At 68.8% G+C, this 12,038-nt stretch carries 15 protein-coding genes; 5 read left to right on the forward strand and 10 right to left on the reverse strand.

Going from position 1 to position 12,038, the window contains the following annotated elements:
- Positions 1–74 precede the first annotated feature (74 nt).
- From ACIOHP_RS42210 to ACIOHP_RS42220, 3 genes are all read left to right on the forward strand, one after another.
- On the forward strand, positions 75–461 hold the full coding sequence (locus tag ACIOHP_RS42210) for a DUF4440 domain-containing protein (RefSeq protein WP_401895879.1): 387 nt from the start codon (positions 75–77) through the stop codon (positions 459–461).
- Between the two features lie 226 nt (positions 462–687).
- On the forward strand, positions 688–1,005 hold the full coding sequence (locus tag ACIOHP_RS42215) for a hypothetical protein (RefSeq protein WP_401895881.1): 318 nt from the start codon (positions 688–690) through the stop codon (positions 1,003–1,005).
- A gap of 220 nt (positions 1,006–1,225) precedes the next feature.
- Positions 1,226–1,753, forward strand: coding sequence for a hypothetical protein (locus ACIOHP_RS42220; RefSeq protein WP_401895883.1), 528 nt, complete (start codon positions 1,226–1,228; stop codon positions 1,751–1,753).
- Positions 1,754–2,120: 367 nt separating this feature from the next.
- Here the strand turns inward: ACIOHP_RS42220 and ACIOHP_RS42225 are convergent, their stop codons facing one another.
- From ACIOHP_RS42225 to ACIOHP_RS42235, 3 genes are all read right to left on the reverse strand, one after another.
- A complete protein-coding gene (locus tag ACIOHP_RS42225) occupies positions 2,121–2,264 on the reverse strand; it encodes a hypothetical protein (protein ID WP_401895886.1) in 144 nt (47 codons plus the stop codon).
- Between the two features lie 252 nt (positions 2,265–2,516).
- Entirely contained in the window at positions 2,517–2,768 is a 252-nt protein-coding gene (locus tag ACIOHP_RS42230) for a hypothetical protein (protein WP_401895888.1), read from the reverse strand.
- A gap of 131 nt (positions 2,769–2,899) precedes the next feature.
- Positions 2,900–3,397, reverse strand: coding sequence for a hypothetical protein (locus ACIOHP_RS42235; protein ID WP_401895890.1), 498 nt, complete (start codon positions 3,395–3,397; stop codon positions 2,900–2,902).
- Between the two features lie 314 nt (positions 3,398–3,711).
- On the opposite strand from ACIOHP_RS42235, the gene ACIOHP_RS42240 reads away from it, so the two are divergent.
- Together ACIOHP_RS42240 and ACIOHP_RS42245 are read left to right on the forward strand one after the other, a co-directional pair.
- A complete protein-coding gene (locus tag ACIOHP_RS42240) occupies positions 3,712–4,806 on the forward strand; it encodes a hypothetical protein (protein ID WP_401895892.1) in 1,095 nt (364 codons plus the stop codon).
- A 781-nt stretch (positions 4,807–5,587) separates the two neighbouring features.
- Positions 5,588–6,103 (forward strand): putative immunity protein, encoded by a 516-nt coding sequence (locus tag ACIOHP_RS42245; protein WP_401895894.1) that lies wholly within the window; start codon positions 5,588–5,590, stop codon positions 6,101–6,103.
- Positions 6,104–6,295: 192 nt separating this feature from the next.
- On the opposite strand, the gene ACIOHP_RS42250 is transcribed toward ACIOHP_RS42245, so the two are convergent.
- The 7 genes from ACIOHP_RS42250 to ACIOHP_RS42280 form a co-directional block, all read right to left on the reverse strand.
- Positions 6,296–6,502, reverse strand: coding sequence for a hypothetical protein (locus tag ACIOHP_RS42250; protein ID WP_401895897.1), 207 nt, complete (start codon positions 6,500–6,502; stop codon positions 6,296–6,298).
- Positions 6,499–6,963 (reverse strand): hypothetical protein, encoded by a 465-nt coding sequence (locus ACIOHP_RS42255; RefSeq protein ID WP_401895899.1) that lies wholly within the window; start codon positions 6,961–6,963, stop codon positions 6,499–6,501. The genes ACIOHP_RS42250 and ACIOHP_RS42255 overlap by 4 nt, the downstream gene beginning before the upstream one ends.
- Positions 6,956–7,444: a hypothetical protein gene (locus ACIOHP_RS42260; protein ID WP_401895901.1), complete on the reverse strand. Its 489-nt coding sequence runs from the start codon at positions 7,442–7,444 to the stop codon at positions 6,956–6,958. The genes ACIOHP_RS42255 and ACIOHP_RS42260 overlap by 8 nt, the downstream gene beginning before the upstream one ends.
- 252 nt (positions 7,445–7,696) lie before the next feature.
- Positions 7,697–8,872 (reverse strand): DUF932 domain-containing protein, encoded by a 1,176-nt coding sequence (locus tag ACIOHP_RS42265; protein ID WP_401895903.1) that lies wholly within the window; start codon positions 8,870–8,872, stop codon positions 7,697–7,699.
- A gap of 117 nt (positions 8,873–8,989) precedes the next feature.
- Positions 8,990–9,553 (reverse strand): hypothetical protein, encoded by a 564-nt coding sequence (locus ACIOHP_RS42270; RefSeq protein ID WP_401895905.1) that lies wholly within the window; start codon positions 9,551–9,553, stop codon positions 8,990–8,992.
- Between the two features lie 66 nt (positions 9,554–9,619).
- Positions 9,620–9,991 (reverse strand): hypothetical protein, encoded by a 372-nt coding sequence (locus ACIOHP_RS42275; RefSeq protein WP_401895907.1) that lies wholly within the window; start codon positions 9,989–9,991, stop codon positions 9,620–9,622.
- A gap of 961 nt (positions 9,992–10,952) precedes the next feature.
- Positions 10,953–11,456: a hypothetical protein gene (locus ACIOHP_RS42280; RefSeq protein ID WP_401895909.1), complete on the reverse strand. Its 504-nt coding sequence runs from the start codon at positions 11,454–11,456 to the stop codon at positions 10,953–10,955.
- Between the last annotated feature and the right edge of the window lie 582 nt (positions 11,457–12,038).

Raw genomic sequence — 12,038 nt, forward strand, 5'->3', positions numbered from 1 at the left:
TTGAGGGACGGTTCTGTCTGGCGGCTGAAGAAGTCAGTTGCCGCGGTACCTGCGAGCTTGGTGAGGATGTGTTCATGGACGGTGCAGCAGACGATGTGAGCCAGGCGATCGCGGGCGAGTTGCAGCTCATGGATCCGCGTGTCCGCGCCTCGCGGGAACGGGCCGGGGAGCTTCTTGACCCGGAGTTCGTGGAGGTCGGCGGGTCGGGGCGGCGATGGACGTATGAAGCCATGCTCGCCGAGCTGCCTGACCATCCGGGCAGTTCGGCGGATGGTCCTCGCTATGAGCCCTCGGAGATCTCAGGGGTGCTGCTCGCGCCGGGGCTGGTGCATCTGACCTTCGAGACCACGCTGGGCGAGCGCAGGACCAGGCACAGCTCGATCTGGCGCAAGGGGGACCAAGCCGCAGGCTGGCGAATGTATTACCACCAGGCCACGCGCGTGCCGCCCGGAGTGAACTGAGACCACCGGCACCTCGCCGACGAAAACGACACCTCGCCCACGGCTGCCCCGCCGGAACACCCACCGGTGGGGTGTCGCCGTCACAGTGCGTCGGCATCATGAACGCCGCCTTCGCCGGCACTTTCAGCACCGGGCATCGTCTGAGGGCTGAATACCAAGCTCCGCTGCGGCGCCTGAAGCTCCGCCCGCGTGAACCGTCAGGAAGCCGACGAGGTTGGATGGCTCCATGGTGAGACGAAAGTGGGAGAAGAAGAGGCGTCCTCCCTTCGGCATGCCGAAGGGCATCGTCCTGCTCGCGACGCCGGAAGGCTGGCGCCACACGGTCCTCACCGTGGAAGGCGGGATGCTCTGTGGGCGCCTCGTCGACGTTCCGGTCAATGCCGGCCCAGCCGAGGCACGGGCCGCCGCGGCGGCCGTGGTGGTAGGACTCGCACACGACTTCCACGAGGAACGCGTGGACGTGACCTGGGATCCGCCCCGGGATCCGGGGTCTTGGACCGCTCAGGTCACCGTTGCCGCGGCCCCATCGAACGCCTGTGGTTGAACGACAAGCTCACGTAGCCGCCCCGTTGGGTGTCGAGGCGGACCGGGCACGCCTGCCCATTCCCACAGCGCGATGCGTTCCGTCGGGAGGTTGTCGATGTCGTCGGCCTCGACCTGTACGGGCCAGGCGGTCAGTTTCTCCCCGTAACTGGTTCGAGGGCAGCGCCGGGCCTGTCTGGGAGAGAGGCGTCTCAGCTCTTGCTGCCTCATAGGGTGTGCTCATGCACAGCGGCGACCAGCGAATAGTTGATCTGCTTCAGAGTCTGGACCGGCTGCCAGGCCCGTACCACCTTGAGTTTCCCGATGGGTTCGACTACCTGTTGGCCAGGTCGCGTGCGATCCAGCTGCGAGACCGGCTGAGCAAGGACTTCGAAGGGCGCGTCCTTCTAGACGATGGCGTACAGGACGCTAGTTACTGCTTCGAGGTGAGGATCCCGCCACAGGTGGCAGAGGCTCACGAGTGGATCTGGGTGCGCCTGAGCAATTACGGCAGCCTCGCTGTCATCACCACGCCTCGTCCAGACGGCCATGGTGACGACGGGGCCGTGGCCGACGGCGCGCTGTCCGCAAGTGATCGCCGGCGGATCGAATCCGCACTCGAAGACCTGGGTTACGAGCTGGTCCCCTTGCGGCTGCTTCGCCGCATCTACGACGGTGTCACCCCACTCGCCGATGAGATCGCTGGCGCAGTGGTCGGCTACGGACACCCTGGTGCGACTTGGTGGACCAGGTTCTTCGACTACCTGTGATGCTCGCTTTGGGTGGTCGGGCCATGACCTTGTGCACCTGTTCTCGGCATCCGTCCCCATGTGTTCCGCAGATGTACCGCCAAGGTTCATGCTAAAGCTGTCTGCGCAGGTCAGCACGCCTAAGTACCCGAAACCACACCCCTCTTGAAAACCGTCGTGGCGCAGGTCGCCGTGGGTGCAACGCGACCGCCAATACTCCTGCCGCCACTCCTTGAGGGCGGTGAAGAGGTGGGCGAAGTCGTCGACCAGGGCCAGGGCGCGCGCCTGGTCGGGGGCGGGGTCCTCGGCGTAGGTCGGTTGGTCGGGGCGGGTGCGCTCACTGAGGCTCATCAGCCAACGCATGGCTCCTGTCTTTGGTGTCGGGTGGTCACGCGGCGGGACGGGCGGGTGCGTTGCCCATGCGGGCGGTGTCGATCTCGGCGGGCCACTCGCAGTCGACGCACGGGCGGTGCTCGCACCGCCGCCAGTCGTGGCCGTGGGGGCAGCGGGGCGCCCGGTAGGTGACGTGCACGACGGCTGAGTACGTGTAGTGCGCGTGGTCGACCGGGTCGGCGTACTGGTGGCGGACGGAGGTGGAGTCGTCGAGGTGCTCGGTGACGGTGGAGACGGTGACCTCGTGGCGTGTGTTGTCGAGATCGGTGGTGATGTAGCGGTCGCCGGTTTCGAGGTGCGGGCGTACTGCCAGCCGGTACTCAGGGCCATCTCGGGATCCTTCGTGGTCAGGCAGCGATCACGGGCGGGGCGGTGGGCGAGGGGCGGTGCGTCAGGGGCGGCCGGACGGCTCGGGCATGCGGTAGCTGTAGCGGTAGAGGAAGCGCGCGGCCCACGGGCGGCTGGTGAAGCCGGGGATGCCGTCGCCGCTGCCGGGGCGGTTGCCGGGGTACTCGGCCACCCACCCGCAGACGCCGTTCGGGTCGTGCCAGACCACCCCGTAGCAGGCGCTGTGATCTTGAGTGTCCAGCACCCGGCGGCCGAACGAGCCGGTGTTGGCGGCGAACGTGAACTCCTCGGTCACGGTGGCTCCTTGGGTCGGGTCCGGGTGCGAGAGGGGGCGGGGCAGGACCAGCGGAGCCCCTCTCGCACTTCAATAATAGTGTGTATTGAAATGGTGTGAACCCCACTCTGACCTGCGCTTTCCTTCTTCTGTCAGGGGGTGTCGACCAGGGTCGGGCGGCGGCCGCGCGGGCGCCTGCGCTGCTGGGTGCGCAGGGAGTCGGCTTCCGCGTGGGCGTGGCGGGCGCGCTCGCGCTCCTCGGCGGCCGCGTCGACGCAGTAGGGGGCCCACCACTGCAACCCCCGGATCTCTTGTGTCAGCGAGTCGGGGCGGTCGGCCAGCATCAGCAGCAGGACCGGATGCAGGCAGAGGGTGAGCCACCGTGCGACGGTCCGCCATGCGGCTTCGGTGGCCTTCCGTGCGGTGAGGGCGGTACGGGCTTCGCGCTCCAGACGGGCGGCTTCAGCCTGGTGGTAGGAGGCGGACCAGGTCAGGAAGCGCAGCAGGCCGGGGGTGTCGCGCTGGCGGGAGGCCTCGAGGATCGCGGGCAGGCCGGCGCGCTGCGCGACGTGCTCCGCGCAGGCGCGAAGGACGGCGGTGAGTACTGCGGCCGTCTTCTGCGACGGTGGGTGGTCAGCGGCGGGCGTCATCGGGGACAGCGACTGTGCGGGGCGGTCGGTGTAGCGGTAGAGGGTGAGGCTGCCGCGGTAGCCGGTGTGGCTGCGGGCGAGCTTGGGAGGTCCTCGGCGGGGGCGGTGGTCGTGTAGGCGTTGACGGGTCTGGCTTTGTCCACGAGAACGGACAGCAGATGTTCACCACTTCGGGAGGGACTAGAGCCCGCCGAGGATTCGAACGGTGATGCTCAGCGTCGTGGCTGTGCTTCGGCCCCACAGCGGATTGAAAACACGTTGGGCGGTTTGCCACGGACCTGCGACGATGCCCCTGTTTCCCGAGCGGAGGACGTTTGTTCGTTTTCGTGTGTGTGCGGTGTGGCTCCGAGCTGACAGCCCCGTTGTCCCAGGTCGCTCTGCCGGTCCACGCTCGCCAGCAGTACGGGAACGGGCTTCAGCTCCCGGTGCTCATGGAATCGGGGACGTTCGCTGTGGAACTGGAGCCCTGGGGGCCGCCGTGGCGAAGGTGGGAGGAGATCGATCCGGACGAGGCGGCTGCCCGCGGCATCTACGCGCCGGTCCACCCTCTGTCCGACGGCGTGTCCGGCGCGGTTGTCATCGCACCGGGAGACACCCGTGGCGCCGTGCTGATCCCGGAGAAGCGCGGCGGCGCCTGCTGCGGCTTCGACGGGGGTGACGGCCCCAACATGGCCTGCGCGGCGTGCGGTCTTCCCGTGGCGAGCAGGATCGACGACTGCTCGCTCTGGCAGGCCGTGTGGCTCGCCCCGAACGCCGTGCGCCGCCTTCCCGTCGAAGGCGCCGACGCCGGACCGCTGTCCTGGGCGGACCTGCTCGCGGAGGGGACGGGCGTGCCCCCGTCCGAGCCGATCGCCTCGTGGGGAGAGCCGTTCCGGGCGAGCGACCGATGGCACTGGAGCCCACAGTGGGTGGCGGCAGCCGGGCAGGCGCTCGCCCATCTCCTGGTGGCCTCCGACGGCCGGGCGGTAGCCGTGCCGGACGGACTGACCGCCACGATGTTCCAACGCGCCCTCGACACCCTGCTGCCGGACGGCGGGCCGAGGCGGCGCGCCGTCCTGGCCGGGCCGGGACAGCCAGCCCACGACGGCGCCGACATCCTCCTCGTGCCGTCCCACCCGCAGACCGGGAAGGCATGGATCTCGGGGACTCCGGCGCGCTTGGTCCCGTTGCCGTTCGGGGTGTGGCTCCGGCTGCTCTTCCCCGAGCGGCAACTGCCCGCCTCCTCATCGGGTCCAATACTCGACGGCGTCCTTCGCGACGACCCGCCCACGCCAAACGTCCATGACGTGTTCCGGATCGACTGGGGAGTCTTCCAACGGACCCTGGTCCGGCTGCCTGCCGTCCGCACCCCGTGGCTACGCGAGATCCACGACAACCTCACGCAGCACATGCGCGCCGGCCTCCTCTAGCGGAGTGACAGCTGATCGAGGCGGCCGTCCGCTGCGGCGACCGTGTCCTGGCCGCCTCGACCCTGGGTGTCCTCGCCGCCCGGGTCGCGGCCACCGACACCCCTTGGAGCCGCGGTCTGCTGGCGCGCTGCCACGAGCAGCGCCGGACAGCGGTGCCTCCCGAGGTGGTGAACATCTGCTGTCCGTTCTCATAAACAAAGCCACGGGTCCGAGGCAGGCGCGTAGGGCGGTGAACTGGTCCCAGTGGTGGGGGTCGGTGGTGCCGGTGACGTGCACGCTGCCGCACATCGCCCCCCCAGCTCGAGCACGACGGCGTCGTGCTGGCGGGGGCCGGCGGTGGCGCGCACGGGGCCGGCGGGCGTGTCGATGGTCAGGCTCGGGCTGGTCATGGGCTGCGACTCCTCGGGACTCGACCGGGGTGGGCTGGGGGGTGTGCCGCCCCGCGCTCGCTGAAGGGGGGTGCGGGCGCGGGGCGGCAGTCGGCCAGTGGTGCGCTGGCCGGTGTGGCCGTCCCTGCCCTGTTCAGCGACGCTCAAGATGCCTATGTAGGCGGTGGGTTGAGGGCATGCTGTGCTCCGATGGATTCGGATGTGTGCCCGTGAGTCGTGGGTCTTCGTCGGCGGCGGAACCTTGCCGATGAGGCCGCCGCCCGCGCATCCGTGAGCGAGGTGGTCGGCGACTGACAACTCGGCCCCTCTGGCCGGGAGATGGCAGCCGGGCTTGCGGACCGAGCACCGGATTTGCAGGCTTCACTTCATACCAGCAGGAAGGAATGCCAACCATGATCCTCCCGAAGGTCAGGGACCCCCGCTTCGTGACGATCCGCCGCGGTGGCACCCTCACCGATTCGGATCACCACCTCCTCGCCCTTTGGGCGGCAGCCTGCGCGGAGCACGTCCTTGACCTCTTCGAGTCGGCTCAGCCAGAGGACCCACGGCCGCGCCAGGCGATCGGGCATGCCCGCGCATGGGTGTGTGGCGAGGTCAAGATGATGCAGGCCCGCGCGGCGGGCGGCCATGCAATGGGCGCGGCCCGAGACCTGCGTGGCGCAGCACGGCATGCCGCCTACGCCGCCGGCCAGGCCGCTGTCGTCGCCCACGTCGCCGCGCACGAGCTCGGTGCCGCTGCCTATGCGATCAAGGCCGCACGCGCAGCCGCACCACAAGACCAGGCTGAGGCCGCAGGACGACTCGAGTGCCAGTGGCAGCGCGACCAGCTCCCGGAGACGATTCGCGAACTCGTACTTGACGACCAGCGACTGCGGAACGACATCTGCTGGTCGGTGTTCGACTGCTGAGGCCGATCCACCGGCACCTTGCCGAAGAAAACGACACCTCACCGACGACGGCCCCGCCGGAACAGCAACCGGCGGGGCCTCGCCGTCAGAGTTCATCGGCATCGTGAACGCCGCCTTCGTTGGCATTTTCAACGCCACGCAACACCCCGCCCCCGCACCTGGGGGGAGGGGCGTGGACGGCGTCTGCGGGGGCTACTCCTTCGGCGGCTTGTGCCGGTGCAGGTTGCCCCGGTCGGTCAGGCTGGGACGGCGGCCACAGGGACAGTGCGCGTAGCGGCGGCCGTGCATCTTGACGAGCTTTCCGCCGAGTGCGTGGCCGTTGATCTGCCTGGTGGTGCTGGGTATCGGCTTGGTGTTGGTGCAGTAGCCGTCCGCGGTGATGGCGGGCTTGTCGCTCATGAGCGCTGCTCGGTGGTTCCGTGGGGGCGGTGCAGTACGGGGGCGTGGCAGACCACGATGGGTGCGGCGTCGTCTGCGGGCAGGGACGTGACGGTCTGGTGGAGTTCGGCTGTGTCCATGGGGTGCAGCCATCCGGCCCGTACCTCCCATCCGCATACGCGTGGGCGTGCGTCGGTGGTTGTGGCGACCAGGACGGCGTCATGCACGGTGCTGTTCTCCAGGGCGAACGTCAGCAGGACGAAGAAGCGCCCGTACTCCTCAGGGGAGTGCTCCACGCGCACCGCACCCGGTTCGATGGTCACGTACAGGTCGGCGCTCACCTCCGTGCCGTCTGTCCGCTCGGCGTTGATGTTGAGCGCGTGGCTCCCCTCGCCGAGGGCCGGGAACAACGCGGTCAGCGCGTGCAGGGCGCGGCCCATGGCGGCGGCGTTGTCGGGGCGGGGGAGCTTGGGCTCAGGCATGCGGGGCCTCCTCGTCGGAGTCGGGGAGCTGGAGGAGAACGGGGGCGGGGTAGACCTCGCGCTCTACGGCGGTCACGTCGGGGCACGGAATGACGGCGGCCTGGAGGGCGTCCGTGTCCAGGGGGTGCAGCCATCCGTCACGCACGGACCAGCCGCACGCGCGGGGGTGGGGCTCGGCGGCCGTGGTGGCGACCAGGACGGCGCTGCGCATGGTGCTGCCCTCCAGCGCGAACACCAGCAGCATGCGCAGGGCGCAGAACGCGTCTTCGTCCAGGACGGCCAGGCGCAGCGGCTCCATGCCGATGGACAGATCGGTACGGCCCGCAACGAACGCGTGGTCGGTCCGCTGGGCCACGAGGTTCAGGGTGTGCTCACCGTCTCCCAGGGCCTGGAACACGGCGGACAGGGCGGTCAGGGTGCGGCTCATGGCGGCCGCGATGGCGTTGTCTCCGGGGTGGGCGAGCTCCGGGCGCGCAGACATGAGGACTCCTTGCGGGGCGGGGCGGTGGGCGTCGGAGGCCGGCCGCACTGCGCTTCTGGGCGCAGTACGGCCTTTTGTTGGCGCGTGGTCGGCTTCGCCGACGCGTCGCGCGGGCTGCTCCGCGGCAGCGGCGGGGCGGGCGGGCGTGCTCCGCGCTCTCTGCGGGGCTGGGCGGCGTGTTCCGCTCTGGGGCCGTTAGGGCCCGTGCGGGTCGGGCTGGGGGGAGTTGCCCGGCCCGCACGGGGGTCTGTGTCAGCCGTGCGCGGCGGCGGCCGTGAGGGCCGGAATCGCGAGCGCTTCCAGGGCGGCGGCCTGGTCGGCGTCGGTGAGGGTCTGCGCGGTCGACGTGACGGCCTGCATCACGCCTCCGGCGGTCATCTGACCGCCGCGGATGAAGTGGGAAAGGATGCGGTCCTTCGTCTCGTTGCCGATGCTGAGCGACTTGGTGACGTGCTCGATGGTCTTCGTCGGCTCGTCCAGCGTCTTCCCGGCGGCAGCCTCCATCGCGTGCACCTTCGCCTCGACGTACTCCCGTGACAGGAACGTGCGAACAGCGTCGGTGGTCTTGGAAGTGATCAGCTCCAGCGTCTTGCGCTGGGTCTGGCCGGACCAGGACACAACGCCCTCGTCCTGCCTGCCTCCGAGGTGCACGGCGCGCATGACGTCCTTGGTCTGGGTCAGACCGTTGCGGCAGACCTGGATGACCGCGCGCGGGGTGATGGTGTACGCCCCCGCGCCAACTTCGCTGTTGGTGATGACGAACCCGGCCGAGATCATCGGGAGTTCGTCACCGCTGCGGCCGTCGAACGGGGAGCGGTAGCCGCGCAGCAAGTTGCGGGCCTGGATCGCGACCGCTTCGGACTCGACGCGCACGTACATGCGCCGGTCGGTCAGGTCGCATCCCGTGATGCGGGTGGGGTGCCCGGACTTCTGCACGCCGTCCAGGGCGGCGAGCAGCATGTCCAGGTTGTCCATCAGCTTGTAGCTGTCGGACAGCAGCGCGCGGGCCACGCCCTCGCCGGGCATGCCGGGGCCGTTCTCGCTCCGGAACGCGCGGAGCAGGAAACGGCGCTCCGGCTCCTGCTGCATCCACGCGTTGACGTTCTCGTCGAGCAGCGGGACGTTCTCCGTGCGCATGCGGCGCAGGTAGGCCAGCGGGATGCGGAGCTTGTCCGAGATCCCCTCGTCGGCCACTGCGGTGGGGCGGTAGATGCCGTCCACCTGCGTCACGCCGCTGGTCGTGAGCTGGGACTCGACGCCTTCGACGTGCACGTTTCCCTCGTGCATCCGCAGTGCGGACGCGGGGGCGATGACGTCCAGCTTCCGGCGCTGCCCGTCCTCCAGGATGCGGACCAGGTCGGACGCGTCGGCGTTGCGGGCACCGGTGGGGGCTACGTTCGTAGCGCGCTCGGCGAACTGCTGAGTCATGCGGTGTTCCCCTTCGCTGTTGGTCTCTGCGGGCCGGGGGGTGGAGCCACCATCCCCCGAACAAAATTAATAATAGTGTTTGTCAGGGGTGAGTGAACCCACCCCTGACCTGCACACTTACACCAGCGGCGCGCGAAAATCCGGAAGCGGCGTCAGACTCCGCCGCCGTACGCGCGTGACAGCGGGCACCGGCATGCCGCCGACCATCTCGCACAGGTCGTAGCGGACGCTGTGAGCCGCTCCGACCGGTCCGGCCTGCGCCGTGATCGCCTGCACCCAGTAGTGGCCGTGACGGCGCGTCACGCTGCCGTGATACCTGACCTTCTGCCACAGCACCGGCCCGCAGTCCTGCGGGTCAAGGCTGCGCGCCACCGCGAGCGCAAGCTGATTCGCCACCCGCTCGGACAACAGCAGGTCGATGAACGCGCGGTCAACCGTCCTCCGGTCGACCGGCACGTCCGCCATGGCCGGGCCCGTGTGACCGGTGCGCACACCCATCGCCCAACCCAGCTCGAAGAACGACCGGACCACGTTTAACTGCTCGTGCGACACCCGCATGGCGTCCGGGTCCCGCTCGCTGCGCGCCAACTCCCGCAGCGCGTAACGAGCCTGCTCTTTTTCGGCGTCCGTGAGCGGCGCTTCGACTTCCCGGGCCAGCTCCGGAATCCGCGTGTTCTCCATGGCGTCCTTTCTCCTTTTCGGTGATGCCGGGGGAGGGGCTCCTCAACCGGGGTGCCTCCGTGCGGACTACTTCAGGAACCCGTTCGACCGGAGGAAATCGGCCGCGATGTACGCGACTCCATGAGGCTTGTAGATCTGCGGGAATCGCCGCAACTCAACTTCCGTGCGCCCCGCCTTGTCCGGGTCGATGAACTCCTGAACCAGGCGGTAAGGCTCGTCACCCGTCGGCATTTCCAGGACGACCGGACCAGCGGCCATGGTCTCGAACCGAATTCCGGTGTAATTCCGGTCGGCGTTGTGAACGATCTTCACCCCTGCCCGCGCGCACAGCAGCGGCAACAGATTCGCGATCGTGCGGGCACGAATCGCACGCTCGGTCATCGGAGCGTCCGCGCCGCGCACCCCGCGCACGATCCCGTCACTGATCGTCAGTTCCACGTCTTTCCCCTTCGTCGGCCCCTTGCGGTTCCCGGGGGCCACCTTCCCTAGACTGCAAATAATAGTGTGTCCATCGTTCGGGTGGAACCCCTGTTGCGCTGGGAGTTGCGCTGGAGGTTGCGCCAGGGTGTTGCGCTGGGGGTTGCGCCAGGGTGTTGCGCTGGAGGTTGCGCAGCCTCCAGGAACCTCGCCGCGTCACCCCTGGTCACTCCAACAATCAGGCTTGGTACGCCTGCTGACATCCCCCTCTGCACACCCCCACGCACCCCAGACGAGACAAGGAGAAAGGAAAGGGAAGGGCGGGGACGGGTACGGGAGCACATCGGAGGATCGGGGCGCCGTCCTCCTCTGCTTGCGCGTCGGCGGGGCCTCCGCGCTCCGGCGCCGGACACAGCCGACGCAGCACACGAGTGCGGGGAGCGGGGCGCAGCGCGCGGCCGGCACCCAGCGCGATCACAAGGCACGCACCAACCCTGCGCCGCGAAGACATCACCTACGATAGAAGGTGCTTCGAGAGAGAAGCGCTGCTGGCGGGGAGTTCCGGCATGGTTTGCCGACCTACCGGATCCGCCGTTCCCCGTCAGCAGACAAATTCAGCAACATAATGGGCGCAGCGAAATACGGCACCAATAAAGGTGCTGAACATTTCCCGCTCAACTTCGAGAATTCTCTTGCGCGCGGTCTGCTCCGCAGACGCGACGCGCCGCCGCTACGCGGCGGACACCCCGGGCCGCTCCGCGCCCGGACGGGAGCAGCGGTGGCATCGCTACGCGATGCACGTCGGAGGGGCGGCCCGCTGATGCGGGCCGCCCCTCCGACGTCTGTCTACGACGCTCCGCGTCGTTGTGGGTGGGGGTGCCGGGGTCCCTTGGCCAGCACCCCCACCCGCCCTGCCCCGCCCGGCGGGTGCACGGGGCAGGGCGCGGGCCAGGTCGCCATCCCAGCCCGCCCCAGGGGGCAGCTACAGAACGGTGTAGGCGACGGGCGGGTAGACCGCCTCGCCCTCGTCGTCCTCGTCGCTGCCGTGCAGCCCGAACGCGTCCACGAACGCGGCCGGTTCGCGGTCGCCGATCAGCTCGGCCGCCTCGGACGCGGTGCACTCGTTGAGCGTGCAGTAGGCCAGATGCCAGGCCCGGACGACGGGCGCGCTCTCCGCGCCCTGCGCGGGCGACCGCAGGAACAGCGTGCCGTACGACAGCGGCTGCGCCAGCCCGACCATCAGCAGAAACGCCATGTTGTCCAGGTACTTTTCCTCGGCGCCCACCAGATCCTCCGGGCCGCCCTCACCCTCCACGCTCAGCGGGAGCGCCGCGCACAGCGGCTTCTCCTGGCCGTCCATGGTCACGCCCAGCCGCACCACATGCTCGCCCGGCGCCAGTTGGCCCATCAGGCGGGCCAGCACCGCGTAGGCCTCCTCACGGGCCTCCGCGATCCGGGCCGGAGAAATCGGCTTCAGCTTCGCCATTGCATTACCCCTTCATTTGCTTCGAGAGATTTCCCGTTCGGTGAGGTTGCCGCCTCACCGAACGTAGTAATTCTATTACGGCCCCAGGCCCATCGGAATAGAGTGAGCGGAGCAAGCAGGGGCGTAATTAGGACAGTTACTGTTCGTGACTCTCAAGCGGGTTCGGAGGGCATCCGAAGTAAACCCAGAATGCAGCCGAGGCGCGAAATGACGCACCGCACAAGGAAGCTGAGCCCACGTCAAATACCAGACACTGAAGAAGGGAGAGAGGGTACCTCTTTACCCCAGAACTCATCCAGTCCCAGATTTTGACGCACGGTCCGATGCTGCGAGGACTTGTGACCCTCTCCCCAACTCCCCAGGAGGCGCCCCCTCTTGTAGCCAGCCGCTTTTGCGGCAGGCCCGGAGGGCATGCCGAGTCTCGTACTGGACTGCGGAGCAGGCCGGTACGAGACGCATCTGACCGAAGGTCAGATGCCGGATCACGGAGTGATCCGGCAGGCGGAACGGAGTTTCGCCCCTCCCGGGCGAAGCCCGGGGGACCGCCGCGTAGCGGCGGCGCGTCGTGTCTGCGGAGCAGAC

Origin of the sequence: Streptomyces sp. NPDC087859 (assembly GCF_044742595.1) — a bacterium.
In the GTDB taxonomy this organism is placed as follows: domain Bacteria; phylum Actinomycetota; class Actinomycetes; order Streptomycetales; family Streptomycetaceae; genus Streptomyces; species Streptomyces canus_F.